The organism is Halosimplex pelagicum (genome assembly GCF_013415905.1).
GTDB lineage: Archaea > Halobacteriota > Halobacteria > Halobacteriales > Haloarculaceae > Halosimplex > Halosimplex pelagicum.
This window is the reverse complement of record NZ_CP058909.1, coordinates 3,750,199-3,776,538: the sequence shown is the minus strand read 5'-3', so window position 1 is coordinate 3,776,538 and position 26,340 is coordinate 3,750,199. Positions and strand designations below refer to the sequence as shown.

At 69.9% G+C, this 26,340-nt stretch carries 30 protein-coding genes and 1 tRNA gene; 16 read left to right on the top strand and 15 right to left on the bottom strand.

The features are described 5' to 3' along the window. Positions 1-305 precede the first annotated feature (305 nt). Positions 306-1,046 (bottom strand): HFX_2341 family transcriptional regulator domain-containing protein, encoded by a 741-nt coding sequence (locus HZS54_RS19145; RefSeq protein ID WP_179918659.1) that lies wholly within the window; start codon positions 1,044-1,046, stop codon positions 306-308. A 118-nt stretch (positions 1,047-1,164) separates the two neighbouring features. On the opposite strand from HZS54_RS19145, the gene HZS54_RS19140 reads away from it, so the two are divergent. Genes HZS54_RS19140 through HZS54_RS19130 form a run of 3 tightly spaced genes read left to right on the top strand, consistent with a single transcriptional unit; the run spans position 1,165 to position 3,676 of the window. Next, on the top strand, positions 1,165-2,028 hold the full coding sequence (locus tag HZS54_RS19140; RefSeq protein WP_179918658.1) for a hypothetical protein: 864 nt from the start codon (positions 1,165-1,167) through the stop codon (positions 2,026-2,028). Positions 2,029-2,071: 43 nt separating this feature from the next. Next, positions 2,072-2,704 carry an NUDIX hydrolase gene (locus HZS54_RS19135; RefSeq protein ID WP_179918657.1) on the top strand — a complete coding sequence of 211 codons (633 nt, stop codon included), beginning with the start codon at positions 2,072-2,074 and terminating at the stop codon, positions 2,702-2,704. A 57-nt stretch (positions 2,705-2,761) separates the two neighbouring features. Then, a complete protein-coding gene (locus HZS54_RS19130) occupies positions 2,762-3,676 on the top strand; it encodes a hypothetical protein (RefSeq protein WP_179918656.1) in 915 nt (304 codons plus the stop codon). Between the two features lie 36 nt (positions 3,677-3,712). On the opposite strand, the gene HZS54_RS19125 is transcribed toward HZS54_RS19130, so the two are convergent. From HZS54_RS19125 to glmU, 4 genes are all read right to left on the bottom strand, one after another. Beyond that, the gene (locus HZS54_RS19125; RefSeq protein WP_179918655.1) at positions 3,713-4,954 is read right to left on the bottom strand and encodes a mandelate racemase/muconate lactonizing enzyme family protein; all 1,242 of its coding nucleotides are present in this window, start codon (positions 4,952-4,954) and stop codon (positions 3,713-3,715) included. 144 nt (positions 4,955-5,098) lie between these two features. Beyond that, entirely contained in the window at positions 5,099-5,638 is a 540-nt protein-coding gene (locus HZS54_RS19120; RefSeq protein WP_246391696.1) for a response regulator transcription factor, read from the bottom strand. 61 nt (positions 5,639-5,699) lie between these two features. Continuing rightward, positions 5,700-5,882, bottom strand: coding sequence for a DUF7576 family protein (locus tag HZS54_RS19115; RefSeq protein WP_179918654.1), 183 nt, complete (start codon positions 5,880-5,882; stop codon positions 5,700-5,702). Positions 5,883-6,002: 120 nt separating this feature from the next. Next, the gene (gene glmU, locus HZS54_RS19110) at positions 6,003-7,217 is read right to left on the bottom strand and encodes a bifunctional sugar-1-phosphate nucleotidylyltransferase/acetyltransferase (RefSeq protein WP_179918653.1); all 1,215 of its coding nucleotides are present in this window, start codon (positions 7,215-7,217) and stop codon (positions 6,003-6,005) included. Positions 7,218-7,423: 206 nt separating this feature from the next. On the opposite strand from glmU, the gene HZS54_RS19105 reads away from it, so the two are divergent. From HZS54_RS19105 to HZS54_RS19090, 4 genes are all read left to right on the top strand, one after another. Then, entirely contained in the window at positions 7,424-7,852 is a 429-nt protein-coding gene (locus HZS54_RS19105) for a DUF7344 domain-containing protein (RefSeq protein ID WP_246391695.1), read from the top strand. Positions 7,853-7,910: 58 nt separating this feature from the next. Next, positions 7,911-8,699, top strand: a complete 789-nt coding sequence (locus HZS54_RS19100; protein WP_179918652.1) for a GTP cyclohydrolase III — start codon at positions 7,911-7,913, stop codon at positions 8,697-8,699. 111 nt (positions 8,700-8,810) lie between these two features. After that, positions 8,811-9,404, top strand: a complete 594-nt coding sequence (locus tag HZS54_RS19095; protein ID WP_179918651.1) for a CBS domain-containing protein — start codon at positions 8,811-8,813, stop codon at positions 9,402-9,404. A gap of 284 nt (positions 9,405-9,688) precedes the next feature. Beyond that, entirely contained in the window at positions 9,689-11,011 is a 1,323-nt protein-coding gene (locus HZS54_RS19090; RefSeq protein ID WP_246391694.1) for an ABC transporter substrate-binding protein, read from the top strand. Positions 11,012-11,043: 32 nt separating this feature from the next. On the opposite strand, the gene HZS54_RS19085 is transcribed toward HZS54_RS19090, so the two are convergent. From HZS54_RS19085 to HZS54_RS19070, 4 genes are read right to left on the bottom strand one after another with little or no spacing between them, the layout of a single operon-like run. After that, the gene (locus HZS54_RS19085; RefSeq protein ID WP_179918649.1) at positions 11,044-11,796 is read right to left on the bottom strand and encodes an ABC transporter ATP-binding protein; all 753 of its coding nucleotides are present in this window, start codon (positions 11,794-11,796) and stop codon (positions 11,044-11,046) included. Beyond that, positions 11,793-12,710 (bottom strand): ABC transporter ATP-binding protein, encoded by a 918-nt coding sequence (locus tag HZS54_RS19080; protein ID WP_179918648.1) that lies wholly within the window; start codon positions 12,708-12,710, stop codon positions 11,793-11,795. Before HZS54_RS19080 ends, HZS54_RS19085 begins: the two co-directional genes overlap by 4 nt. Then, complete coding sequence (locus tag HZS54_RS19075) at positions 12,703-14,214, bottom strand: branched-chain amino acid ABC transporter permease (RefSeq protein WP_179918647.1); 1,512 nt, start codon at positions 14,212-14,214, stop codon at positions 12,703-12,705. Before HZS54_RS19075 ends, HZS54_RS19080 begins: the two co-directional genes overlap by 8 nt. Beyond that, positions 14,211-15,485, bottom strand: a complete 1,275-nt coding sequence (locus HZS54_RS19070; RefSeq protein ID WP_179918646.1) for a branched-chain amino acid ABC transporter permease — start codon at positions 15,483-15,485, stop codon at positions 14,211-14,213. Before HZS54_RS19070 ends, HZS54_RS19075 begins: the two co-directional genes overlap by 4 nt. A 210-nt stretch (positions 15,486-15,695) precedes the next feature. On the opposite strand from HZS54_RS19070, the gene HZS54_RS19065 reads away from it, so the two are divergent. Continuing rightward, entirely contained in the window at positions 15,696-16,175 is a 480-nt protein-coding gene (locus tag HZS54_RS19065) for a GNAT family N-acetyltransferase (protein WP_179918645.1), read from the top strand. A gap of 11 nt (positions 16,176-16,186) precedes the next feature. After that, positions 16,187-16,260 (top strand) — tRNA-Thr (locus HZS54_RS19060). A 1-nt stretch (position 16,261) separates the two neighbouring features. Here HZS54_RS19060 and HZS54_RS19055 read toward each other — a convergent pair. Together HZS54_RS19055 and HZS54_RS19050 are read right to left on the bottom strand one after the other, a co-directional pair. After that, positions 16,262-16,441, bottom strand: coding sequence for a hypothetical protein (locus tag HZS54_RS19055; protein ID WP_179918644.1), 180 nt, complete (start codon positions 16,439-16,441; stop codon positions 16,262-16,264). A 35-nt stretch (positions 16,442-16,476) separates the two neighbouring features. Beyond that, the gene (locus HZS54_RS19050) at positions 16,477-16,662 is read right to left on the bottom strand and encodes an HEWD family protein (RefSeq protein WP_179918643.1); all 186 of its coding nucleotides are present in this window, start codon (positions 16,660-16,662) and stop codon (positions 16,477-16,479) included. A gap of 216 nt (positions 16,663-16,878) precedes the next feature. On the opposite strand from HZS54_RS19050, the gene HZS54_RS19045 reads away from it, so the two are divergent. Then, positions 16,879-17,022, top strand: a complete 144-nt coding sequence (locus tag HZS54_RS19045; RefSeq protein ID WP_179908636.1) for a rubrerythrin-like domain-containing protein — start codon at positions 16,879-16,881, stop codon at positions 17,020-17,022. 31 nt (positions 17,023-17,053) lie between these two features. Here the strand turns inward: HZS54_RS19045 and HZS54_RS19040 are convergent, their stop codons facing one another. Beyond that, positions 17,054-17,515 carry a DUF7992 family protein gene (locus tag HZS54_RS19040; RefSeq protein ID WP_179918642.1) on the bottom strand — a complete coding sequence of 154 codons (462 nt, stop codon included), beginning with the start codon at positions 17,513-17,515 and terminating at the stop codon, positions 17,054-17,056. 99 nt (positions 17,516-17,614) lie between these two features. Next, a complete protein-coding gene (locus HZS54_RS19035) occupies positions 17,615-18,067 on the bottom strand; it encodes an acyl-CoA thioesterase (protein ID WP_179918641.1) in 453 nt (150 codons plus the stop codon). A gap of 137 nt (positions 18,068-18,204) precedes the next feature. Between HZS54_RS19035 and HZS54_RS19030 the strand changes: the two genes are divergently transcribed. Beyond that, positions 18,205-19,566 carry an NAD(P)/FAD-dependent oxidoreductase gene (locus HZS54_RS19030; protein ID WP_179918640.1) on the top strand — a complete coding sequence of 454 codons (1,362 nt, stop codon included), beginning with the start codon at positions 18,205-18,207 and terminating at the stop codon, positions 19,564-19,566. A gap of 28 nt (positions 19,567-19,594) precedes the next feature. Here HZS54_RS19030 and HZS54_RS19025 read toward each other — a convergent pair whose 3' ends face one another. Both HZS54_RS19025 and HZS54_RS19020 read right to left on the bottom strand, forming a co-directional pair. Then, positions 19,595-19,954 carry a hypothetical protein gene (locus HZS54_RS19025; protein ID WP_179918639.1) on the bottom strand — a complete coding sequence of 120 codons (360 nt, stop codon included), beginning with the start codon at positions 19,952-19,954 and terminating at the stop codon, positions 19,595-19,597. Next, the gene (locus HZS54_RS19020; protein WP_179918638.1) at positions 19,951-20,730 is read right to left on the bottom strand and encodes a fumarylacetoacetate hydrolase family protein; all 780 of its coding nucleotides are present in this window, start codon (positions 20,728-20,730) and stop codon (positions 19,951-19,953) included. Before HZS54_RS19020 ends, HZS54_RS19025 begins: the two co-directional genes overlap by 4 nt. A 117-nt stretch (positions 20,731-20,847) precedes the next feature. Between HZS54_RS19020 and HZS54_RS19015 the strand changes: the two genes are divergently transcribed. The 5 genes from HZS54_RS19015 to HZS54_RS18995 all read left to right on the top strand — a co-directional run bounded on the left by HZS54_RS19015 (position 20,848) and on the right by HZS54_RS18995 (position 26,285). After that, positions 20,848-21,669: a prephenate dehydrogenase gene (locus HZS54_RS19015; protein WP_218927085.1), complete on the top strand. Its 822-nt coding sequence runs from the start codon at positions 20,848-20,850 to the stop codon at positions 21,667-21,669. Beyond that, positions 21,666-23,165: a small ribosomal subunit Rsm22 family protein gene (locus HZS54_RS19010; protein ID WP_179918637.1), complete on the top strand. Its 1,500-nt coding sequence runs from the start codon at positions 21,666-21,668 to the stop codon at positions 23,163-23,165. Before HZS54_RS19015 ends, HZS54_RS19010 begins: the two co-directional genes overlap by 4 nt. 494 nt (positions 23,166-23,659) lie before the next feature. After that, positions 23,660-24,454: a 5'/3'-nucleotidase SurE gene (gene surE, locus HZS54_RS19005; RefSeq protein WP_179918636.1), complete on the top strand. Its 795-nt coding sequence runs from the start codon at positions 23,660-23,662 to the stop codon at positions 24,452-24,454. A gap of 100 nt (positions 24,455-24,554) precedes the next feature. Continuing rightward, the gene (locus HZS54_RS19000; protein ID WP_179918635.1) at positions 24,555-25,370 is read left to right on the top strand and encodes an AAC(3) family N-acetyltransferase; all 816 of its coding nucleotides are present in this window, start codon (positions 24,555-24,557) and stop codon (positions 25,368-25,370) included. Positions 25,371-25,490: 120 nt separating this feature from the next. Further along, positions 25,491-26,285 (top strand): NAD(P)H-hydrate dehydratase, encoded by a 795-nt coding sequence (locus HZS54_RS18995; RefSeq protein ID WP_179918634.1) that lies wholly within the window; start codon positions 25,491-25,493, stop codon positions 26,283-26,285. Positions 26,286-26,340 lie beyond the last annotated feature (55 nt).

The window sequence follows — 26,340 nt, the reverse complement described above, 5'->3', positions numbered from 1 at the left end:
GGGCGACCGGAGGAGGTCGCCCCGTGTCAGAGGCACAGGTGGATCGGTCAGCGGGCGATGCGACAGCGGCGCAGTCGGGGGCGGCGTGGGGAGGGCCGAAGCGTCAGCGGGTGGGGACCTGACAGGGCGACGCGGGGCCCGTCGCACCCACCGAACTGCGCGCATCTACTGGTAGACAGGACGGGTATGTAGTTTCTATCTCGGTACCATCTATCGTATCGATACAATCCATACTATCGTTACTCGTTGTATCGTTAGTACTCTACTGGGTGCCGATACGAACGCCCAAGCGACCAGACGCCGAGTCAGAGCTTGTGGCGGAACGCGTGGAGGACGTTCTGGCCGGTCTCGGTCAGCAGGATCTGTTTCTGTCGGCCGACGCGTTCGACTTCGATGTAGCCGTCGTCGACGAGCGGGTCGACGATGTTGGCGTTGAGCAGGGCGAACTTCGCCTTGTCGTTGGCGGGGTCGGCGTCGGCGATAAAGGAGAGCGCCTCCGACTCGGCGTGCTCGATGAGGTCGGACTTCTTGGCGGTGTAGCTGTCGGTGTTGCGTTCTTCGAGGTAGGCGAGCACGGAGACCTGGTCGCGGGAGACGGCCTCGATAGGGTAGGAGGGGAGGACCTCGTCGTCGCGCATGCCGCGGGTGCGCGGGTGCTCCTCCAGATCGGGGACGTGCTCCTCGGCGCGGATGTAGTAGGCGGTGGCCTCGGTGGCCATGCAGGCGATTGCGCTGCCGATGGCGGCGAGTTTGCCGCCGCTGGAGACGTTGACCCGGACCACGTCCCCCTCGTGGTCGGCGGCGACCGTCGTGACGACCGCGAGCACGTCGTACAGGTCCGACAGCGCCGTCTCGCGGAAGCGGATGGTCCGCCCGTCGTCTTCGAGCTCCTCGACGAGCGCCGCCTGATAGGGGGTCAGCGAGGTGTGCTCGCCGTCGGCGGCGAGCAGGTAGACCACGTCCGCGTCGTGTTTGCGAAGGGGGCGGAGGATCCGGTCGTGCTCGTACCCCAGCGGCACGATGTGAACTTCGTCGATGGTTCGCATGCCCGAGGGCGCGGCCGCTGCCGACGAGAACGTTTCGGTGGCCGAGCGACCGCCGAGTACGCGACTCGGTCCCACACCGACCGAAAGCCCTTGGGTCGGCCGACGGTAGCTCCCGCCGATGACGACCGATGGAGCGGCGCGAGCGGAGACCGACTGGTCGCCGACCCACGAGGTGGTCTGTCGGGGCGACGCCGCCGACGCGGTCGCGGCCGACACGCGTCTGGTCGCGGTCGCCTGCGAGTTCGGCGACGAGGCGTTCCTGACGATGTCGACCGACGACGTGAGCGACCGGAGTCCCCGCACCCAGCGGATACTCGACGCCGAGTTCGACCGCCTCCCCGACGGCGCGAGGGACGGTGCGGACCCGACGTGGCGGGCGCGGCTCCCCGGCGAGGCCGACGCGCTGGTGCGCGCGCTGACGGTCGCGGACTCCGAGTCGGACGGCCCGCTCGGGGAGGCGCGATGGCGGGTCTGGGACGTGTCTTCCGTCGAGATCCGCCGCGACGGGCGGTCGATCTACCGGTCGGTCCCTCACCACGAACGGTTCGAACTCGACGCGACCGCGGCCCCCGAACTGGCCGGTAGCGCGCGCGACCGACTCGCCGACCTGCCCTGCGCGGTCGTCCCCACCGGACCGGTCGCCACCTGGGCCGACGACGGCGAGGTAAACCACCGGGCGATCCGCTTCGAGGCGGGCTCGGGCGTCCTGCTGGAGCACGTGCGACGCGTCGCCGTCGACCGCGACCGACGCGAGGTCGTCGTCGACTGGGAACCCCTCGGCGAGCGCGCGGAGAGCGAGCCCAACCGGGTGCTCCGCGGGGTGTTGCGGGCGTTCGCGTGGACGGTCGACCGCCTCGACGGGGCGGAGCGTCCGCCGCGGCGGCTGTCGTTCGCGGACGGAGACGACTTCCGGCAGGCGGTCGAGGCGTTCGAGACCGTCCGCGAGCGGGTGGGGTACGACTTCGATATCGTCGAGGTGTGAGGATGGCGCCAGTCTTTACAACCGGAGGCGCCCGAGTAGCGGCATGGTCAACCTCAGGGACCCCGAGTCGCTCCGCGAGGAGCCGGGGGTCGACTTCCGCGAGCAGGAGCAGGTCGTCGACAGCGAGGCGTTCGAGCAGGCGACCGAGGGCGCCGAGAACCAGAGCGGGCTCGTCGTCGTCGCGGTGACCGACGAGCAGGGCCGGCTCCTGCTGGTCGACTCCGAGTGGGTCGACGGCTGGACGCTCCCGAACGGCCCAGTCGGCGCCGACGAGGACTGGGCAGTCGCCGCCGACCGCTGGAGCGAGGACGAACTGAACTTCCCGGTCCAGATCGAACAGCCCGAGCTGGTGATCCGCACGGAGACCCGGACCGAGGACGGGGACGAAAGCGTCGTCGGCTACACGGTCGCGTTCGCCGCCTCGCTGATCCCCGCCATGGGCGGTCCGGGCGGCATGGGCCCCGGCGGCCCGCCGCCGGGCGTCGGCCCCGACGACGAGGACGCATCGGAAGGGGAAGGGCCGCCCGCGGGCGGCGGTGGCCCGCCAGGCGGAGCCGGTCCCGGTGGCCCCGGCGCCGGCCCCATCGCGTCGAACCCCAATCTGGACTGGTTCGACGGGGTTCCCGACGAGGTGGCGCCAGGCCACCACGCGCTCGTGCGGTACTTCCTCGGCTGAGCGGTCGAGCGGAGTCTCGCCACAAGACACTTCCCGGCGGTCCCCGACCCACGCGTCGTGCGGATCGACGCGACCGCGGTCGAACGGTCCCTCTCGTACCTCGACGGGGAGGTCCCGCTGGAGCGGATCTGGGAACACCCGGCCTACGACGTGGTCCGCGAACACGCCGACCTGCTCGATCGGGACCTCTCGCGGGAAGACGTAGCGCGGGCGCTCGCCGGCGAGGACAACGCCTTTTCGGGAGTCGCGGATCTGCCGGAGAACCGCGACCAGATCCGTTGCCTGCTGGAACGGGTCCGCTCGAACGAGGACGGCTGGGTCGACCGGATCGAAGCGGCCATCGAACGCGTGACTCCCGACGAGGACCACGCGGACCTGACGGTGTACCTAGGAGTGGGCTACGACTACGGGGTGGGCGGGGAACGGGGCGCGTACCTGAACCTGAACGCGCCGCTGTTCCTCGACGCGCCGCGAGAGGTGCTCTACACTGCGACCCACGAGTGTTCGCACGTCCTCTACGAACGGGTTCACCACTCGCGGCGCGCCCTCGGCCCGGACACGTTCGAGGAACCGGCCGGGCAGCGGACCGTCTTCGACACCGTGGTCCACACCGAGGCGTTCGCGACGTACACCCCAATTCCGCTGCGTCGCGCCGACGGCGCCATGGGCGAGCGCGACGACCCCGTCGCCGAGGACTACGCCGTCCTCTCCGACGAAGAGCGGCTGGCCGACCTCGTGGGGACCTACGACTCCCTGCGCGAGTCGCTCGGGGAGTCCGCCGTTCCGCGCGACCGCCTGTTCACCCACCTGTTCGGAGGGCGGCGGCTGCCGTATCGCGTCGGAACGGCGATCCTGACGGGCCTCGAAGCCGCCCGCGGGATCGAAGCAGTCCGCGAGGCGTTCTACTGCGGGCCGAGCGAGTTCTGTACCGAGTACGACTGGGTGCTCGACGAGTACCGAACGGACGCGTGAACGTAGAATCTCGGAGGCTATCGAGTTCGACGAGCCTTACGCCTCGTCGAACAGCGTCTCGCCTTCGACCATGTGCTCCTCGACCGTATCGAGGTCCAGGGTGACGCCGAGGCCGTTCTCCTCGGGCACTTTCATGTAGCCGTCCTCGATGAGGCCGTTCTCCTCGACGAGGTCTTCCCACCAGTCGAGTTCGTAGGAGTGGTACTCGACTGCCAGCGAGTTGGGGACGCTCGCGCCGACGTGGGCGCTGGCGATCGTCCCGACGGGCGAGGAGACGTTGTGCATCGCCACGGGGACGTAGTACTGGTTGGCCACGTCGGCGATCTTCCGCGTCTCGCGCATGCCGCCGATCTTCGGCATGTCCGGCGCGACGATGTCGACGGCCTGCTTCTCGATGAGCCGGCGGTGCTCGGTGACTCGATAGCGGTTCTCGCCGACGGTGATCGGCGTCGTCGTCGAGTCGGTCACCTTCTCCTGGACTTCGAGGTTCTCCGGCGGGACGGGGTCTTCGAGCCACCACACGTCGTAGTCGTCGATGGCCTCGGCCAGCCGCTCGGCGGAGTTGCCCGAGAACGTCCAGTGGCAGTCGAAGGCCACGTCCGCGCGGTCCTTGACGCGCTCGGTGACCTTCTCGACGATCTCGGCCTTGTGCCGGACCTCGCCCGGGCGGAGGTGACGGTTGGCGCGGTCCTTCTCGTGGCCCGAAGGCACGTCGAGGTCGAACTTGAGGGCGTCGTAGCCGAGTTCCTCGACGACGCGTTCGGCCTCGTCGGCGCAGGCGTCGGGGTCGGCCTCCTCCTCGGTGTGGCAGTCGCAGTAGACGCGCATGTGGTCGCGGTACTTGCCGCCGAGCAGCTGGTAAGCCGGCACCTCGATGATCTTGCCGGCGAGGTCGTGCAGCGCGACCTCGATGCCCGAGATCGCGGAGACGGTGACGCCCTCGACCGAACCCTCGCCGGACATCTTCTGGATGAGGTGCTCGTAGAGGCGGTCGATGTCCAGCGGGTTTTCGCCGATGAGGAACGGCGTCATCCGCTCGATCAGCTCCGGGATGCCCGCGCCCCAGTAGGCCTCGCCCGTGCCGACGAGCCCCGCGTCGGTGTAGACGCGGACGAGCGTCCACGGGAAGTTCCCGTCGACCATCGTCGTCTGTACGTCCGTGATCTCCACGTCTCGGCCGCCGCCGCGTTCGGCCGAGGCGCCCATCGTCTCCGCCGACAGTTCCCGCATCGTGTACTCCGCGTTCGGATCGTGGAGGTCTCTGTAGTCTCGTCCCATGCCGGCGGCTACTTGTCGCCCCTACTAAAGTGTGGAGGAAACGCCGCCGAGTCGTTCGGCTCTCCGGAACGGATGGGGCGCAGAATCGCCCTTGCGGAACGTCTTTCCCCAGACACGCCTTCGGGGAACCGACCGGGCACCGTGTCAGCTGTCCGACCGGGCGCCGTCGCCGCCCGCCTCGATCCGGGCTTCGAGGTCGTCGACTCGGTCGAGGAGTCGCTGGTACTCGTCGCTCTCCTCGAGCTCGGCGGGGTTCTTCTCGACGCGCAGCGTGGCGACCTTCGCCGAGAGGGCGTGATACTCCCGGACGACGGCGCGTTTGTCGAGTCGGTTGACGGTCTCGGCGACCACCGACTGCAGCTCCGCGCCTTCGACCGGTTTGAGCAGGTAGTCGTCGAAGCCCATGTCGACGATGTCGAAACCGGGGTCGACGGCGGTGACCATCACGACGCCGCAGTCGATGTCTCTCCCCCTGATGCGTTCGAGGACCTCCCGGCCCGAGAGGCCGTGCATCCGCCGGTCCAGCAGGACCACGTCCACGTCCTCGGTCACCTGTTCGAGCGCCGACTCCCCGTCGTACGCGGTCAACACGTCGTAGGACTCGCTGAGTTGACTCGCGTACACGTCCGCAACCGCCTCGTCGTCGTCGACGACCAGCACGGTCGCTACCCCCCCTCTGACCATGTATCGCAGTTGGCGGGTACCCGATTTAGGGTTTTATAATAGAATCTGACAGTTTCCGCCCTCAGCCGGTCCACTCCTCGCGGTGGGCGTCGCTACAGAAGTGTGTCGTCTCCACCTGGCCGTCGTCGACCCGCGTGACGACCCTGTGGTCGGGGTCCTGTACCAGCGCCGCGCCGCAGACGGCGCACGTCGGCGCCTCCTCCTCGGATACGTCTTCGTTGAGTTCGGACGTGGGGTCCACCATCGTGTCCGAGTCGTATGTACGGACCCACTTAACCGCATACATCGACGCCGACCCGACTCCACGAACGCGACCGGGGGGCGGGCGTCCGAGGGGAGCCGTCGGCGCGGCCCGCTCGGCCGGTCAGCGGTCGCGGGTGACCGACTCGCCGGGCGCGGTGGTCGCGCCCGCCGAAAGTTTCACGCCGGGGTTGAGGCTCGTGTTGATCCCGGTCTTGGCGCCGTCGCCGGCGACGACGCCGAACTTCCGCCGGCCGGTCGAGACGCGGTCGCCCTTGACGGTGAAGTACACGTCGCCGCCGTCGTGGCGGAGGTTCGCCACCTTCGTCCCCGCCCCGAAGTTCACGTCCCGGCCGAGCACGCTGTCGCCGACGTAGTTGTGGTGCGGGACGTGCGTGCCGGCCATGACGACGCTGTTTTTCACTTCGACGGCGTTGCCGACGTGGGTGTCTTCCCCGAGGAGGGTCGCGCCGCGGACGTACGCGTTCGGCCCCACCTCGGCGCCCTCGCGGATCAGCGCCGGCCCCTCGACGACGACGCCGGCGTCGACGGTCGCGCCCGCCTCGACGACCACGTCGCCCCGCAGGTCGGCGTCCTCGTGGACCTCGCCCCGCAGGTCGGCGTCCTCGTGGACCTCGCCCCGGAGGTCGCGGTCGAGTTCGGCGAGTTTCCACTCGTTGGCCTCCAGCAGTTCCCAGGGGCGACCGCAGCCCAGCCAGCGCTCGACCGCGACGGTTCTGACGGAGCGCTCGTCGACGACCTTCGAGAGCACGTCGGTGATCTCGTGCTCGCCGCGCTCGCTCATCGGCACGTCGAGCCACTCGCGGGCCTCGGCGGGGAAGCGGTAGGCGCCGACGTTCACGAGGTCGGTCGGCGGGTCGGTCGGCTTCTCGACGATCCCGGTGACGACGCCGTCTTCCACCTCGAAGACGCCGTAGCTCGTCGGGTCGTCGACGCGGTAGGTGCCGACCGCCGGGCCGTCGGCCGAGAGCAGGGCGTCGACGCTCGCCCGATCGTAGAGGTCGTCGCCGTTGAGGACGACGAACGGCCCTTCGAGGTGGTCGCTCGCGCAGTCGACGGCGTGGGCGGTCCCGAGCTGCTCGGCCTGGACGGCGTACTCGACGGGGACGCCGCGGTACTCCTCGCCGAAGTACTCCCTGACCGCCTCGGCCTCGTAGCCGACGACGAGGATCAGCTCCGACGCGCCGGCGTCGACCGCCGCGTCGGCACCGTGGGCGACCAGCGGTCGGTCGGCGACCGGCAGCATCGGCTTGGGCAGCGACTCCGTCAGGGGACGCATCCGGGTTCCCTCCCCGGCCGTCAGCAGGACGACTTGCATGTACCCGATCGCTCGCCCGGACGGCCCATAGTGGTACCGCAACGTACAGCGGTACTACGTCGGTTCAGGCGCCGCATAACGACGTGCCGGGGCGGCCTCACCCGCCGCCCGCCGTTCGCGCCCCGCCCCATCGACGTGTCTGAATGAAGTGTGGTACCGCGACACATACTAAAGCGAGCGGCGCGTACGTCGACAACCGAGCGACCATGACACGATCCGACGGCGCCGACGGGGGAACCGAGGGGCGAACACCGGCGACGGACGGGGGAGAGCGGGGCGATTCGGGGGACGTACGCCTCCCCGCGTCGGCGGTCGCGGACCTGCGCGCGAGCGGGCGGCGCCGTCGGGCGCTGGAGCGCCTCGCCGAGCGCGGCGACGCGATGCCCGTCACGGACCTGGCGCGGCGCGTGGTCGCCAGCGAGCGCGGCGAACCGGCCGAGACAGTGCCGGACGACGCCGTCGAGGCGGCCCGGTCGGACCTGTTCCAGCGCCACCTCCCGAAACTGACCGCGACCGGCGTCGTCCGGTACGACTCGCTGGTCGGGACCGTCGAGCTGGCGACCGACGACCCGCGACTGCTCGGCGACGACGGCGAGGCCAGCGGCCGCGTCGACGACGTCGTGGCACCGGAGTGACGGGAGAGCCCGCCGAACGGAAAGAACAATACAGGCAGCTACCCAACCGCCGGGTACTGTGACGAACACGCAGGTAACGCACGTCCAGATCGACAACTACGGTCCCTGGACCGTCACGCCCGAACCCCGGCGGGAGGTCGACCTCCAGACGCTGCAGTCGCGGCTGTACGCCGACCTGTCGCAGCTGATCGGCAACCGCGGCGGCTACGTCTTCTTCTCGCGGTTCGACAACATGATCGCCGTCACCAACGGGCTCGACGAGGACGACCACGCGCTCGTACAGGAATCGGTCGGCAACCGCTACCCCGTCACGATGAGCCTCAGCGTCGCCACCGGGACGACCCCCGCGGAAGCGCTCGGCACCGCGACGGAGGCGCTGCAGGAGGCCGGGAGCGCCCAGGACAAGTCCCGCAGGGAGATCCTGCGCGGGCGCACCATCGACGAGGAGTTCCGGACCGAGGAGGACCTCCAGATCGCCCACTTCGACGTGAACGACGCGACCGGCAAGTACACCGACCAGCTCAACGAGTTCGACACGTTCATCCGGATCGAACAGGGGTACGCCGAACTCATGCGCTACATGCGCCGCGCCTACGACTCCCTGTCTTTCTTCGTCGGCGGCGACAACGTCATCGCGGTCTGTTCCGGGATGGACCCCGCCGAGTACCAGGACGCGGTCGACCACGTCCGCGACGCGGTCGACGTGGAACTCAAGGTCGGCGTCGGCCGCGGTCGCGTCGCCCAGGACGCGGGCATGGCGGCCAAACACGCCCTCGAAGAGTGCCGGGCGACCGGCGACGACGTACACGTCGACTGGGCGACCGGCGAAGCCGACCCCTCGGCGTGACCGGCCCGTCCGACCCCGCTCGGCGGATAGTCGCGACCCGGAAATTACGCCGCGCGCCGTCTTAAGCGTGGTGCAGGTAGCTTTTAGACGCAGTGTGGTAAACGTCCGCACATGGAACGAGACGCGAGCGTCCGGGAGGTGATGGACCGCGAGTTCGTCGGCGTCAGCGAGGGCGACGACCTCGGCGAGACGGCCGAGTTGATGCTGGAGGAGGGGGTCGACAGCGCCGTCGTCCTGCGGGGAGCGGACCCGGTCGGGGTCGTCACGGAACGGGACGCCCTCGCGGCGTTCGTCGACGCCGGGGGCGCATCGACCAGCGTGTCGGAGGCGATGACCGACGCGCTGCCCACGATCTCGCCCGAGGCGACGATCGGCGAGGCGGCCGACGAGCTCTCGACGGGGTCGACCGAGCGGGTCCTCGTCTCCGACGGGAGCGAACCCCTCGGCGTGCTGACCGAGCAGGACCTGTTGACCGCCTCGCCGTTCGCCCGGACGGCGACCGGGACCGCGACGGCCGACCCCGACCGGGCGGTCGCCGGCGTCACCGAAGGCCGGGGCGAGCCGGCCCCCGAGACCGCGGAGACGCGCCGGAGCGGCGGCTCCCGGTTCGAAGACCAGTCGCTGTGCGAGGCCTGCGGGTCGCTCTCGCGGGAGCTCTCGCCGTTCAACGGACAGCTGCTCTGCCCGGACTGTCGGGACATCTGATCCGCCGCCCCTCGGCGCAGCCGCCGCTGTCGCCCGCGCGCGCAGCCGTCGGCGAGTAAGCGCCCGTTACATGAGTGAGATGTGATACGTTCGGTGAGCACAGATCGATCGGACGATTCTGACGGATATTCGAAACCTGTGACGGCCCGTCCCGTCCCTCGTATTGCGATGGGAACGTGACAGGTTGTGGGACACCTTTATAGTGACTGGTTGACAAGGCACGTGGTAGGATGTCTCGCAAGATACGTCGACGGAAGATACTCAAGGGACTCGGTGTCGCGGGTGTGGCGGGTCTGGCCGGGTGCGCACAGGCGGGCGAGGACACGCCGACCGAGGAGGACGCCGGCGGTGACGGGGGCGACGGCGGGGACGGCGGCGACGGTGAGGACATGTCGACCGCGACGCCGACCGAGACGCCCGGGGACGGGACGGAGACCACCGACGGCGACGGCGGCGGCGCCGAGTCGCGGACCATCAGGCTGGGGATCCTGATGGGCGTGACGGGTCAGCTCTCGGACCTGGGCCCGCCGATCCGCCAGGCCGCGGAGCTGGCGGCCGACTACGTGGACGAGGAGAGCGACACGTTCACGGTCGACTACCAGTTCGAGGACACGGCGACGGACCCGAACACGGGGATCTCGGCCGCCGAGTCGCTCGTCTCGGCCGGCTACCCGATGATCGCCGGCGCGCTGTCCTCGACGGTGACCATCCAGACGGCCAACAACGTGGCGGTCCCGAACGGCGTCGTCGAGTGCTCGCCCGCGAGCACGTCGCCGGCGATCACGGACCTGGAGGACAACGGCTACCTCTATCGGACGACTCCGACGGACGCGCTGCAGTCCCAGGTGATGACCCAGATCGGCCGCGAACGGCTGGAAGCGTCGACGACGGCGACGCTCGCGCTGAACAACGACTACGGACAGGGGCTTGCCGACGCCTACGTCTCCGCGTGGGAGGAGGCCGGCGGGACCGTCCAGCAGGAGGTCAGTTTCGAGCCCGGCGCCTCGTCGTACACCTCCCAGCTGAGTTCCGCGCTACAGGACCAGCCGGATCTCCTGATGATCGTCGGCTACCCCGACAGCGGCGTCCGGATCTTCCGGGACTTCTACAACGACTACTCGCAGGACTTCTGCGACATCATCGTCCCGGACGGCCTCCAGAGCGGGAGCCTGCCCGGCAACGTCGGCAACTCGATGCGCAACGTCTGGGGGACCGCGCCGACCTCGACCGGCCCCGGCCGGGAGACGTTCGACTCGCTCTACCAGGAGGCCTACGACAGCGACCCCTCGGAGAGCCCGTTCACGGGCCAATCGTTCGACGCCGTCGCCGTGCTCGCGCTCGCCAACGCCGCGGCCGGTGAGAACAACGGGGAGGCCATCCGCGACCAGATGAACGCCGTCGCCAACGAGGGCGGCGAGACGGTCACCCCCGAGAACCTCGCCGAGGGTCTGGAAATGGCCGCCAGCGGCACCGAGGTCAACTACCAGGGCGCCTCCAGCGCCGTCGAGTTCGACGACGTGGGCGACATCGCCGCCGCCACCTACCAGTACTACCGCTACCAGGAGGGCGGCTTCGAGGTCATCGAGAACATCGACTACTCCGCGTAGCGCGGAGTCGTCTCCCCCTTTTTCGAGCCCGCTTACCCGCCGAGGAACTGCTGGCGCACGCTCTCGTCGGCCAGCAGCGCCTCGCCCGAGTCGACGAATCGGTTCTCGCCCTGGACGAGCACGTAGCCGCGGTCGCAGCGTCGCAGGGCCTCCTTGGCGTTCTGCTCGACCATCAGTATCGCCGTCCCGCCCTCGTTGATGGCGTCGATGCGGTCGAACAGGTCGTCGACCAGATCGGGCGCCAGCCCCGCGGAGGGCTCGTCGAGCAACAGCAGGTCTGGGTCGAGCATCAGCGCCCGCCCCATCGCGAGCATCTGCTGCTGGCCGCCCGACAGCGTCCCGGCGCGCTGGCCCTCGCGCTCTTCGAGGATGGGGAACCGGTCGTAGACGGCCTCCAGCGCCTCCTCGGGGAACTCATCGCGGACGTACGCGCCCATCTCCAGGTTCTCGCGGACCGACAGCCCCGCGAAGACGTTCTCGCTCTGGGGGACGTAGCCGAGCCCGTGGTGGACCATCGACTCCGCCGGCTCGTCGGTGATGTCGGTGCCGTCGAAGGTTATCCGCCCGTCGAAGACGCGAGTCAGGCCGAACACGGACTTCATCACCGTCGACTTGCCCGCGCCGTTCGGGCCGACGACGGTGACGTACTCGCCGTCGCCCACGTCCAGGTCCACGTCGGTCAGGATCTGCAGGTCGCCGTAGCCCGCGTCGAGGTCCCGCACCGAGAGCAGCGGGTCGTCGAGCGGCGACGCGTCCGCCGCACTGGTCGCCTCGGCGTCGCTCACAGGTCTTCCCCCAGGTAGGCGTCGACGACGCGTTCGTTCGAGCGGATCTCGGCGGGGGTCCCCTCGGCGAGGACCCGCCCCTGGTGCATGACGACGACGCGTTCGCAGTGTTCCATGATGAGGTCCATGTCGTGTTCGACCAGCAGGAAGGTCAGCCCCTCCTCGCGCAGCTCGTGGACGCGGTCGAGCAACTTCTCCTCCAGCGTCGGGTTGACGCCGGCGAACGGTTCGTCCAGCAGCAGCATCGACGGGTCGACCATCAGCGCCCGGGCGAGTTCGAGGAGTTTCCGCTGGCCGCCGCTGAGGTTGCCCGCGTACTCCTCGGCGAGGTGGTCGATCTCGAACAGCTCTAGGGTGTCCCACACCGCCTCGCGCAGTTCCCGCTCCTCCTCGCGGACCCGCCCGCGGAGGCCGGGCGCGACCGCGTTGACCAACTTCTCGCCCGACTGGCCCCGCGGCGCGAGCATCAGGTTCTCCAGCACGGTCATCTCCTCCAGCTCGCGGGCGATCTGGAACGTCCGCACGAGCCCCTCGTCGGCGATCTCCGCGGTCCGATAGCCGGTGATCTCCCGGCCCTCGAAGGTGACCCGTCCGCCGTCGGGGTCGTGGACGCCGGTGATCAGGTCGAACGTCGTCGACTTGCCCGCGCCGTTCGGCCCGATGAGCCCGGTCAGCGTCCCGCGCTCGACGGCGAACGAGACGCCGTCGACGGCGTTGATACCGCCGAAGCGCTTCGAGAGGCCGTCGACGACCAGCGAGGCGTCGGCCGGGTCGAGGCCATCGCGCTCGGCGCCGTCGGGCGTCGTCGATCCCGAGTCGTCGACGTCAGAGGCGCCCTCGGCGGCCTCCGCGGCGGTCGCGGCGGACGGTTCGGTCGTCTCGGCCGCCTCGGCGGCCGGCGCGTCGTCACTCATCGCCGTCACCTCCCTCCGGGGACCGGTCCGAGCCGTCGGCGGCCCGATCCTCGCCGGCGGGTTCGCTGCCGTCGGAGCCGTGCTCCGACGAGGTATCGCTCGCGTCGCTGACGAAACCGCCGTCGGCCGCCGGTCGCGGGCCGTCCCGCCCGGGTCTACCGCCGCGGTCGGAGAGGGGGACGCTCGCGGCGACCTCCTTGCGGTGGCCGAGCAGGCCGCTCGGTCGCCGCTGCATCAGGACGATCAGGACGACGCCGAGGAGGACGAACCGCAGCGGCGGGACGTTCTGGAGCGTGTAGGCGAACAGCGGGCCGAAATCGAGCGAGCCGACCGGCGCGAGGGCGCCGGCGAACGTGGTCGGCGCCTCGCCGCTGACGAAGTACTTCGTGAAGATCCCGGCGACGCGCTGGGGGCCCTGGAAGAGGAGGCTGGCGAACAGTGCGCCTCCGAGGACGCTCCCGGTGTTCGAGCCCGCGCCGCCGATCATCAGCGCGATGAAGATGTAGAACGTCTGGATCGGCATGAACGTCGTCGCCGTCGGGTCGGTGTACCCCTTCTGGGTCTCCCAGAGGATCCCACCGAGCCCCATCAGCGCGCAGCCGACCATGAACACCTTCACCTTGAACAGCCGGGTGTCCTTGCCCAGCGAGTTGGCGACGAGCTCGTCCTCCCGGATGGCCTTCAGCACCCGGCCGAACGGGGAGTTGCCGATCCGGCGCAGCAGCCAGTAGAAGAGGGCGACGAAGGCGATCAGGACGAGCGTGTACGCGAGCGAGACGACGACCGTCTCCCTGACGCCGGCGGCGCCGAACGCCGAGATGACGGCGTCCCCGAGCGCGGTCCGACTCCCGCTGGCGGGGTTGCCCGGGTTCGTGTAGAACAGCGACTTGACGGGGATCGTCGGGTTGATCGGGATGTTGATCCCGCGGCCGGCGCCGGTGCCCAGCGGGATATCCGGGAGGATGGGGACGTTCGCGAACAGCGTGAACTGCTGGAACGTCGTCGACAGCAGCGTGAGACGGACGATCTCGGAGAACGCAACGGTGACGATCGCGAGGTAGTCCGCCCGGAGCCGGAGCGCGGGGAGCGCGATCACGGCGCCGGCGACCGCGGCCATCAGCATGCCGCCGACGACGCCGACCCACAGCGGGAGGCCCAGCCCCGGGGGTGTCCCGCCCGTCGGGGCCGTGATCGCGGCGAAGGTGTAGACGCCGACGGCCATGAACCCCGCGACGCCGATGTTGAACAGCCCGGCGTAGCCCCAGTGGAGATTGAGCGCGAGGACGAGCATCGCGTACAGCGCCGTCCAGAAGGTGACCGCCTGGAGCGCGGCGACGACGCCGCCGACACCCTGTGGCGGGCCGAGGATGGCGAATATCGTGAACAGCACGTAGATACCGGCCATCACCAGGGCGATCAGGCCGGCGTCGCCCTCTCGCAATTCCGCGCCGAGGCGGTCGAGGACGGTCCCACCCGTCGCGGACGCCCCGTCCGGCTCGCTCATGCTGTGGTCACCCCCCCGAAGAGGCCGTCCGGCCGTATCACCAGCACGAGGATCATGATCGCGAACGCCGCGGCCGTCGAGAACGACGACGGGATCCACACCAGCGAGACGGACTGCGTGAGGCCGATCAGCAGGCCGCCGACCATCGCGCCGTAGATCGACCCGATCCCGCCGAGGATGACCGCTGCGAAGATCAGGAGCAGCAGCACCCAGCCGAGGTTGTACGACAGCGTCCCCCGTTCGAGCGCCATCAGGAAGCCGGCGGCGCCGGCGAGGCCGCCCCCGATCATCCACGTCGCGCGGACGACGCGTTCGGTCGGGATGCCGGTGACCCGGGCCAGGTCCTCGTTGTCGGCCATCGCGCGCATCGCCTTGCCGAGTTTCGTCCGCTGGAGCGTGAGGTGCAGCGCGGCCATCAGCGCCAGCGACGTGACGACCAGCGTCGCCTCGGCGCTCGTGACCGAGAGGATCTCGGCGGTGTAGCTCCCGAAGTCCAGGCCCGGAAGCTCGACGTAGAAGGCGTCGCCCGGGACGTTGTCGTTGGCGGCGAGGACGATCGTCGACCGCTCGGTCGCCAGCGCGAGCTTCCCGCTCACGCCGGCGAGGATCAGTTTCGACCCGCCGGCGGTCAGCCCGCGGTTGGTCGCCCCGAAGAAGAAGACGATCAGGTATCGCAGCGCCAGCGCGACGCCGATGCTCGCGATCAGCACGGCGATCCCGCTCTGGTCGCGCATCGGTCGGAAGACGATCCGGTCGAGGACGAGCGAGAGGGCGATCGTCGCGACCACCGCGACGACGAGCCCGGCGAACACCGCCAGCGGGTTGCCCAGCGCGTTGACCGACAGGTCCGCCGCGCTCGGCCCGTCGGGGCCGAACCCGAGCGTCCCGAGGAAGAGGACGTTGCCGTCGAGCAGGCCCGAGCCGAGCCCGGCCAGCAGCCACGCGACGGCCCAGCCGGCGAACGCGCCGGTGGTGATGTAGTCACCGTGGGCGAAGTTCGCGAAGCTCAGGATGCTGTAGGTCATCGACAGGCCGATCCCGGCCAGCCCGATCCCCAGCCCGACGACGACGCCGTTCCAGACGAGCGTGATCAGCCGGCTCGCCGCGAGGGTGCCCCCGAAGAGCTTGACCGACCCGACCGCCACCTCGACCCCGAGGACCTTCAGCAGGAGGTCGACGCAGAGTCCGAGGACGAACAGGCCGAACAGCGCCGTCTTCGGCCGCTCCGCGACCTCCAGCCGGAGGTCGGCGACGCGTTCAGCGGTCGCCATGGCTCCGCGGTGGCGCCCCCCGCTCGGTCGTCTCGCACTCGCGGGGCGAGCCCGACCCCGCGACTCCCCGTCTCAGACCCGACCCCCGGCACCGAATCGTGTGATTAGCGAACATGCCTTACAGGCAGTGGAGACGCCGAGTGGGTAAAACTCTTCGACGCCTGCCGGCCGAAAAGCTTAGTCGGTCGCCCTCCACCACCCGGCCACCGGATGGAGATCGAACTCGCCACGGTTGCCCACGCCGAGCGCGTCACCGACCTGTGGGTCGATCTGGCCGACGAGCAGACCCAGCACGACTCGCACGTCCTCGCCGAGCGCAACAGGAGTTCGGTCGCCGACGAGCTGGCCCGCCACGCCGTCACCGACCGCCTCGTCGTCGCCACCGACGGCGAGATCGTCGGCTTCGTCATGTTCACGCTCGACCGCGGCAGCTACGAGATGGACGTGACCCAGGGCGTCGTCGAGAACCTCTACGTCGTCCCCGAGCGGCGCGAGGAGGGCATCGGCGCCGAGTTGCTCGCGACCGCGGAGGCCCGCCTCGACGAGCTGGGCGCCGACACGGTCACGCTGGAGGCGATGGCGGACAACCTCGCCGCCCGGCGGTTCTACCGACGCCACGGCTACGACACCCACCGGGTCCAGCTGGAGAAACCGCTGGAAACCGATACCCACTCAAAGGAGGGCGAGTAATCCACATCTGCGCCAGGGGAGCTTGGGCGGTTCAAGCACTCGACTTGTAATCGAGATTCCCGGGGTTCAAATCCCTGCCCTGGCTTCTACTCGGCGTCGTCCATCTCCACCGGTTCGAACTCGACGGAAACCTCTTTCTCGGCGGTCCACGGCGCGATGTAGTGCGTCTCGACGCGCGCGAACAGCTCCGATTCCTCGGAGACGGTCGTCTCGTCGAGCGGCGTCCCGTCGACGTACAGGACGGCTTTCAGTTCGGTGTCGCTCATAGAAGAGTGCGAAGCGTGCGGGCGTGACCGAGCACTCAGGCGCCCTCTTCGAGCGGGTTGTACGCGCCGTTGATGTCCCACTCGTGGAGACAGAACGGGTCGCCCGAGAGCCGGTCGCCGTCCCGCTCGACGACGGCCCAGGTGCCCGTGTCGTCGTTCCAGGTGTCGGTTCGGCCGCAGCGCTCGCACTCTCGCTCCTTCGGGGGGACGATGGTTGTCATACACCACTCTCTATCGTGGGGGGTAATTAATCTCGCGGGCTCGATTCGCGACTCGACGGCGCGCGGCGCTCGAACCCACGCCCGCCGGCCCGTGCCGACCGATTCACCGGCGAGTTCGATCGGTCCCGGATGGGCGAACGGGCACCCGTTCTGAGATTATATCCCTAGAAGATCCTTGAAGCAACGCTTTTCGTGACGAACGTTCACATATATCGCATGCACAGCGAAGATCCGTACACGGCGACGAAATCGCGATACGAATGTGTCGAGTGTCTGCACAGGGTGACGACCGACGGGACCGTCGGTGCCTGTCCGGAGTGCGGCGGTCGCGTGAAGAACGTGGCAGTGCCGCGGGAGTGACAGGGGCCGACCGCGGGCGGTCCGGTCGCGGCTACTCGCCGAAGTCGGGGAGGTCGTCGGGCGCCTCGTACTCGGTCTCCCACTCGATGTACTCGTCTTTGAGCACGTCGCAGACCTCCTGACCGAGTTCGGTCAGGCCGGCGTTGATGGCGGAGACGGTGCCCCACGAATCGAGGTCCGGGTGGATGTCCATCCCCTTCCAGTCTTCGGGCAGGCCAGGGGCGTGGTAGCCGACGCGCTCGGCGTACGAATCCCAGAAGAAGTCGAACCGTTCCATCAGGTCGAGATCGACGACGATGGCGTAGTCCTCGGGGCTCATTCCGGTGTCTTCGGCCCACTCCTCGAAGGCGCGGTCCCAGGCGCCTTCGCGGAGGTAGTCCTCGATCTCCTCGCGGCGGTAGTCGGTGTCGTCGACGACCTGGGCGTCCTCGTACTCGTTGGGGTCGATTGTCTCCAGTTCCGGCGGGTCCGGCGGGTCGGCGTCGAGGGGCATGGTCCGGGGTAGGAGCGGTCGGCGGATAAGTCCACGTACACCGGCCGCGGCCGGACGGGACGCCGGTCGGCAGCCGACGACCGACAGTCGGCCGCCGATTCAGGACGTGCTCTCCTTGTTGTCGCCGTCGAGCGCCTCCGCGCGGAGCCGCTCGCCCTCGTCGGTGGCGACGGTGAGGGCGGGCACTTCGACGGGGTCGCGGTCGTCGTCGATGGCGACGTAGACGGAGTACGACTCGGTGGTGAGTTCGCGCTCGCCCGAGCGGGGGTCCTCGCGGAAGACGCGCAGGCGGACGCGGACGCTGGAGCGACCGGTCTCGTAGACGTAGGCCTCGACGAGGGCGGTCTCGCCGACGGGGATGGGCTGTTTGAAGTCGACCTGGTCCATCCGGGCGGTGACGCAGTCGCGGCCGGCGAAGCGCATGGCCGCCATCGCGCCCACCTCGTCCATCCACTTGAGCACGTTCCCGCCGTGGGTGGTCCCCAGGGAGTTGGCGTGGTTGGGCTGGACCATCCAGCGGTTCTCCAGAAACGTGTCCATCAGGTCAGGCATCGGCGGCGGTTGGACGGGCGGGCCCATATGGCTGACCGTTCGGGCAGTTCGGGCCCGCGGGCGCGGACGCGTCGATAGCGCCCCGCGTCGCCCGGAACCCAGGGGGATTTATACTCCGAGGGGGCAGGGGTAGGCGTATGGACCGCGTAGACGTCGCGATCGTGGGCGGCGGCCCGGCCGGCACCGCGGCGGCGTGGGCGGCCGCCGACGAGGGGGCCGACGCCGTCGTCGTCGAGAAGGGCGTGCCCCGGGCGGACCGCGAGCGGCTGGGCCCCGACTCGACGGACGCCGCCGGGATGCTCGACTACTGGCTGGAGATCATGGACGTTCCGGTCGAGGAGCTCCCCGACGACGTGATCTTGAGCGTCCTCGACGGCGCCGAGTTCATCGGGCCGAGCGAGTCGGTGACGCTCGAATCCACCGGCATCGAATCTTCGTACGACCACTTCGGGTTCGCCTTCCACCGCGCGAAGTTCGACGACTGGCTCCGCGACCGCGCCGAGGACGCGGGCGGCCGGTATCGCGTCGGCACGAGCGTCAAGTCCGTCGAGACCGACCTGTCGGGCGACCCGCGTCACACCCTCGAACTCGCCGACGGCGAGCGGATCGGCGCCGACTACCTCATCCTCGCCGACGGCCCCCAGCGGACGGTCACGACGGGCGTCCTCGACCAGTTCCTGCCCGGGAGTCGGAGCGTCTCGGACTACCTCTCGCCCGACCGGGCGAACCACATCGCCTACCAGGAACACCGCCGCATTCCCGAGGAGCTGTTCGACCCCGCCCACATCAAGTTCTGGTGGGGCGTCATCCCGGGCCACACCGCCTATCCGTGGATCTTCCCGAACGACGACAACGTCGCCCGCGTCGGCCTGACGATGCCGATCGGGATGGATCTGGAGGACGTGGCGAACCCCGAGTCCTACGCGCTGCTCGAACCGGACGACGAGGGGATTCCGGCCGGGGCGACCTACCTCCAGCGACTGCTCGAACGGGAGTATCCGGGCTACGACATCGAGGACTTCCCCCTGGTCGAAGACCGCGGGAAGCGCGGCGGGACCGAAGCCTACCCGATCTCCTCGACGCGACCGATCGACTCGCCGACCGCGGCGGGCATCGCCGTCGTCGGCGGGGCGATGGGGACCACCTCGGCGTTCCACGAGGGCGGCGACCACGTGGCCGTCCGCACGGGCAAGATCGCCGGGGAACTCGCCGCCAACGACCAGCTCATGGCCTACAACGGCCGCTGGAAGGCGGCCATCGGCGAGGAGATCCTCCGGAACGTCACCTTCGCCGAGGTCGTCCGCGGCTGGGAACCGGCCGACTGGGACCGCATCTTCGCCGCGACGCGAGCGATGAAGAATCGCGGGGGCTACGACTGGGGCGGCGCCCTCAAATCCGGGACGACGGCGCTGAAGCTCGTCGCCGACTACAAGTGGACGAAACGGGGCTTCAGCGACGGGAAGTACGTGCAGCTTCGACAGGACGAGTACGAGGTGTAGGCTCGCGGCCCGGCCGTTTTCACCGGATTCAGCAGGGCACGACGGTGTCGCCGCTCACCCGCGTCTCGTTGTCGGCGGTGACCCGGTAGACGGCCTCCGAAGCGCCGTCGACCTCGTCGCTGTCGGTCCCGTAGAAATAGGGGTGGCTCACTTCGACGTAGGCCCCGTCGCCGGTTCGGTTGACGACCGAACTCTCTTCCTCGACGACCGGACTGGAGGTCCCCCAACTCTCGACGCACGAGGCGTTCTCGAACTCCGCCGAGAGGTACCGTTCCTCGGCGTCGAGGGCCCGCTGCTCGGCGTCGATACCGAACGGATACCCGGCCACGAGCGCGAAGAGGAGCAGACAGATGCACAGAAGCAGGGTCGGACGCCCCGACCGGGTCACGCGTCCGGGAACCGAACCGAGTGTCGCAGCGTCCCCACGTCGTCGATCTCGATCTCCACCTCGTCGCCGTCCGACAGCGGACCGACGCCCTCGGGCGTGCCGGTGGCGATCACGTCGCCCGGTTCGAGGGTCATGTAGGTCGTGATCTCCTCGATGAGTTCCGGGATGGAGAAGATCATCCTGTCGATCGATGCGGACTGGCGGACCTCGCCGTTGACGCGGGCCTCGACGGTGGCGTCGTCGGCGAGGTGTTCGGGCGTGGCGATGACGGGGCCCATCGGGGCGGCGCCGTCGAAGGCCTTGCCGCGGACCCAGTTCTGCTCTTTGTCCTGGTCGTCGCGGTTCGAGAGGTCGTTGAAGGGGGTGTAGCCGGCGATCACGTCCTCGGCGTTGACGGCGTCGACGTTGCGGCACTGTTCGCCGATGACGACGCCGAGTTCGGCCTCGTGTTCGATCCGCTCCTTGCCGGCAGGGAGCGTGACGGTGCTGCCGTGGGTCGCGACGGTGTTGGGCGTCTTGAGAAAGAGCAGCGGACGGTCGGGGATCTCCTCGTCGCGCTCGTCGGCGTGGTCGGCGTAGTTGCGGCCGACGCAGACGATCTTGGTCGGTTCGCAGGGGGCGAGCACGTCCACCTCGTCGGGGTCGAACGTCTCGTCGCCGAAGGCGATGCGTCCGTACGGTCCCGCGGCGGCGGTGACCACCTCCTCGCCGTCCCTGACCGTCCACCGACCGCCGCGGACGTTGCCGGCAGAATCGCGAAAGCGGACGCGTCTCATGGCCGGGATATCTGCGGGCGGACTGATAAGCGTTTTCAGAGCGAGACATGTTGACACGCCACGGGAGAGAGTCGACTGACCGAACGGCTTTTGAAACGGGCCACAGTAGCCCGGCGCATGAACCTGCTCGTGGTCGGCGCCGGTGAGATGGGGCGGTGGTTCGCCCGGACGGTCGCCGCGGGGACCCCCGATCCCCCGACGGTCGCGTTCACCGACACCGACCCGAGCGCCGCGCGCGAGGCGGCGTCCGAACTGTCCGTCGGCGAAACCGACGCCCGCGCCGTCCCGACCGACACCGACGAGCGCTTCGACGTGATCTGCTTCGCCGTCCCGATCCCGGCCGTCGAGTCGGTCGTTCCCGCCTACGCCGACCGGGCCGACCGGGCCCTCGTCGACGTGTCGGGCGTGATGGCCCCCGCTGTCGACGCGATGGAAGCGGCCGGTCCGGACCTCGAACGGGTGAGTCTCCACCCGCTGTTCGCGGCCGCGAACGCGCCGGGCAACGTCGCCGTCGTCGCGGACGCCCCCGGCCCCGTGACCGACGAGGTCCGCGCGGCGCTCGCCGACGCCGGCAATGACACCTTCGAGACGACCGCCCGGGAGCACGACCGTTCGATGGAGACCGTACAGGCGCGCGCTCACGCGGCCGTCCTCGCCTTCGGGCTCGCCGCCGAACCGGTCGCCGACGAGTTTCAGACGCCCGTCTCGGAGGCGCTGTTCGACGTGCTCGGGACCGTCACCGGCAACGACCCCGGCGTCTACGCCGACATCCAGGACGCCTTCGACGGCGCCGGGAGCGTGGCCGACGCCGCCCGCCGGATAGCCGAGGCCGACCGGGAGACCTTCGAGGGGCTGTATCGTGACGCGAACGCCGCGCTCCCGCCGAGCGCGAGCGGGGAGGGAAGCGAGAACGGTGGCGCCGACGGGGAGGGCCCATGAACGCCGACCAGCGCGAAGCGGTCCGCTCGAACGCCAAGTACCTCCGTCGGGTCAGACCCATCGACCCCGAGGAGATCCACGAGTACGTCGACGGTCAGCCCCATCCGGCCGCGGTCGCGCAGGTGCTCCGCGAGTCGGCCGTCGACCTGGGCCTCGTCGAACGCGACGACGGCACGTTCGAACCGGTCGAGGAGGAGCCGCTGGCGGTCACGTTCCACGGCGTCGACGCCTTCCCCGTCGAGTACGGTCGAGTGCTGGAAGACCGGCTTGTCGCCGAGTACGGCCCGGGCTGGCCCGACGGCGACTCGGGGGATCGGCTCCGCGAGCGCATCCGCTCGTTCAAGGACGACTACTACAACCAGCGCGCGGTCGAGTACGACGCCGAGACTGCCCTGGCGTACGGGCTCTACCACCTGCCCGACTACTACGCCGTCGGGCAGTACGTCCTCGCCGACCTCGCTCGCGAGGGACTGCTCCCGAAACGCCTGCGCGTTCTCGACGTGGGCGCAGGCGTCGGCGGCCCGGCGCTCGGCCTGCACGATCTCGTCCCCGAGGACGCCCTCGTGGACTACCACGCCGTCGAGCCCAGCGCCGCCGCCGACGTGCTGGAGGCGCTGCTCGGCGAGACCGGCCGGAACTTCCACCACACGGTTCACCGCGAGACCGCCGAGGCGTTCGATCCCGGTGCTCTCGCGTCCGATTTCGGCGACGGCAGCGACGACGACGGTGATGACGGGGAGACCGACGACGGCGACGCCGGCTTCGACCTGATCCTGTTCTCCAACGTCCTGAGCGAACTGGACGACCCCGAGTCGGTGGTCCGGCGGTACGCCGACGCGCTGGCCGGGGACGGCACCCTTGTCGGCCTCGCACCCGCGGACCGCAACACGGCGATCGGCCTCCGGGAGATCGAACGGGAGGCTGCGGACCGCGGGCCGCTGACGATCTACGGCCCCGATGTTCGGCTCTGGCCGGGCGAATCGCCCGCGGACGACTGCTGGTCGTTCGAGGTGAAGCCCGACGTCGAGGTGCCGGTCTTCCAGCGCCGCCTCGACGACGGCGACCCCGGAGAGGCGGGGCTCGACGGCCCCGAGCGGCGCGACGGCGAGTTCGAGAACGCCGACGTGCAGTACGCCTACACCTACCTCCGCCGGGACGGTCGACGCCGCGTCGACTTCACCCCGGACGACTCGCGGGTCGCGAGACTGGCCGACAGCGAGGACCTTGTGACCGAGCGAGTGAATCTCTACCTGGCGAAGCTCAGCCGCGACCTGTCCGACGACGGCCACCCGCTCTTTCGCGTCGGCGACGGGTCCCAGCAGGTCGACCACTTCGCCGTCCTGACCGACGAGTCGATGCTCAACGACGACCTCCTGACCGCCGAGTACGGCGACGTGCTGTCGGTCGAGAACGCGCTGGTCCTCTGGAACGACGACGAAGGGGCGATCAACCTCGTGATCGACGGCGAGACGGTCGTCGACCGGGTTCCAGTGTAGTTCAGCGGTGCGGCTGGCGCGTGCTGTCGAGCGTGCCCGCCTCCTGGCGGGCCGCTCGAAATAGCCACGCGAGGGATGAGCACCGCACGCCGCAGGCGCGCGGAGCGCAAGAGGCTGGGGAGGCGTGAGGCTGTCTGCGGTTGCTGTCGCGGTCGCGGTGCCGTGCTGTCCTGGCGGACTGAAAGGGCGAGGCGCGCTTGCGTGCAGTTCAGTCGTCTGAGCGGGCGACTATCCGCGCGGGCGGTGCGGAGAGCGCGGATATCCCGGTCAGCGACCGCGAGCGAGCCGAGGGCTTTCAACGCTTGCTGTCTCGGTCGAGTACGGTCGATCCCGTAGCTCAAGAGTGCGTTGAGGGAGTTCACCGCCTACTGTCGCCTGCGGTCGATCCAACTGCTAACGAGCAGGTCGAAGGCTTTCGACGAGCACCGCCGAAGACAGCCGCCCCAACTCCTAGCGGTCGGTGTACTTTTGCCGGTACCGCCGACAGGAGTGGTATGGACGAGCCGTCGATCCTCCTGACGAACGACGACGGGATCGAGAGCGCGGGGCTCCGGGCGCTCTACGACACGCTGACCGAGATCGGCGACGTGACGGTCGTCGCCCCGGCGGAAGACCAGAGCGCGGTCGGGCGGTCGCTCTCGCACGACGTGACCGTCAACGAGCACGACCTGGGGTACGCCGTCGAGGGGACGCCGGCCGACTGCACGGTCGCGGGGCTGGGGTCGCTGGCGCCCGAGACGGACATCGTGGTCGCGGGCTGCAACCAGGGGGCGAACCTGGGGGCGTACGTCCTCGGGCGGTCGGGAACGGTCTCGGCGGCCGTCGAGGCGACGTTCTTCGACGTGCCGGCGATCTCGGTGTCGATGTACATCCCGGTCCGCGAGGACGCGGCCTTCGAGGAGGTGCAGGTGAACCCCGACAGCTACGCCGAGGCCGCTCGCGCCACGGAGTACCTGGTCGAACGGGCGACGGGGACGGGCGTGTTCGACAGCGCGGACTACCTGAACGTCAACGCGCCCGTCGCCGAGTGGGGGCCGGCGGAGATGGCCGTGACCTTCCCGTCGGAGGTGTACCAGATGACCGCGAGCCGCGAGGACAACGGCGACATCCAGCTCCACGACCGCATCTGGGAGCGGATGGCCGACGGCGACATCCCGGACCCCGAGGGGAGCGACCGCCGCGCCGTCGTCGACGGGAAGGTGAGCGTCTCGCCGCTGACCGCGCCGCACACGACCGAACACCACGAGGAACTGGACGCGCTCGCCGAGACGTACGACCCGACCGCGTAGCCGTCGCCGTGCGACTCGACCGCGTAGTCGTCGTCGAGTCGCTTGCCCCACCATCCCACGGCCCCGAAAGGTTCAACCTCGCCCTTTTCGAAGCCGATTCATGGGAGAACGCGACGCCGTCGAGCGGGTCGACGAGCCGGTCACCGTCTCGACGCTCGTCGACGACCTCCGGGCGCTCGGCGTCGAGCCGGGCGAGACGCTGCTCGTCCATGCCTCGCTCTCGGCGCTCGGCTGGGTCTGCGGCGACGCACAGGCCGTCGTCGACGCGCTCCGCCGGGCGGTCACTGAGTCGGGGACGCTCGTGATGCCGGCCCACACGGGCCAGTACACCGATCCGGCGGTCTGGTCGAACCCGCCGGTCCCCGACGACTGGGTCGAGACGGTCCGCGAGGAGCGGCCCCCGTTCCGGCCGGAGAGCACGCCGACCCGCGGGATGGGCGCGGTCGCCGAGTGCTTCCGCGGCTACCCCGACACCGTCAGGAGCCGCCACCCGACCGTCTCCTTCGCCGCCTGGGGCGCGGGGGCCGAGGCGGTCGTCGCCGACCACGCCTACGACGAGGGACTCGGCGAGGAGTCGCCGCTGGCCGAAGTCTACGACCGCGACGGCCGTGTCTTGATGCTCGGCACCGGCTACGACACCAACACCTCGATCCACCTCGCGGAGTACCGCGCCGACTTCCCGAAGGAGCGAACGACCGGCGAGGCGCCCGTGTTCGAAGGCGGCGAGGCGGTCCGCGTCGAGTACGAGGATGTCGAGACCGACACCTCGGACTTCGAGGAACTCGGTGCGGATTTCGAGGACGAACGCCCGGAGGCCGTCACCCGCGGGAGCATCGGCGACGCCGACGCGCGGCTAGTCGACCAGCCCGCGCTCGTCGACTTCGCCGTCGAGTGGTTCGCGGCCAACCGCAGTTGAAGCGGCGAGCGCGTCGGGGCCAGGCCGAGCCAGGCCGGACCGGACCGAGTTCCCGACCGGGGCGGCGGGGCCGTCGTGTGCCGGCAGGGGGCTGTTGGGGCGGCGGGCGCGACCGGAGGCATGGAGGAACTCCTCGCGGAGCTGGCCGGCGGTGACGACTCGGAGAAAGGCGACAGCGGTCGCGTCGGGATCGTCGGCGGGAGCATCGAGTTCGCGGGCCCGCCGGCGCTGTCCGGGCTCGCGGCGCTGCGGACGGGGACGGACGTGGCGAAGGCTCTCACCTCGGAGGTCGCCCTCGAAGTGGTCGCGGGGTTCTCGCCGAACGTCCTCACCGAGCGGTTCGTCGGCGACGTGCTCAGGCCCGACTCCGTCGGGAAGGTGCTGGCGGTCGCCGAGTGGAGCGACGCGCTCGTCGTCGGCCCCGGGCTGGAGACGCCCACCCCGAAGGCGGTGCGGGAGGTCGTCGAGCGGGTCGCGGTGCCGACGGTCGTCGACGCGACGGCCATCGAACACGCGCTCGACTGTGACCTGAGCGGGAGCGTCGTCACGCCCGACAGCGCGGAGGTCGAGGAGATCGAGGCCGAACACGGCTCGCTGGCGTCGTTCGCCGCGACGAGCGGCGCGGTCGTCGTCTCGAAGGGCGCCGAGGACGAGATCTACGCCGGCGACGAGCGGTTCGCGGTCGAGGAGGGGACGCCGGCGATGACCGTCGCCGGCACCGGAGACACGCTCGCGGGCGTCGTCGGCTCGTTACTCGGCACCGGGCTCGACCCGGTCGACGCCGCGCGGCTGGGGCCGTGGATCGTCGGCCGCGCCGGCGAACTCGCCGCCGAGGAGTACGGCTCCGGCCTCGTCGCGACCGACGTGATCGAGCGGATCCCCGCGGCCGTCGACGCGGGCTCGGGCCCGAACTGACGGACGGGCGGTCGGGTGTCGCTCCTGCGGCTCCGTGGCGGGATTGTTACGCGTT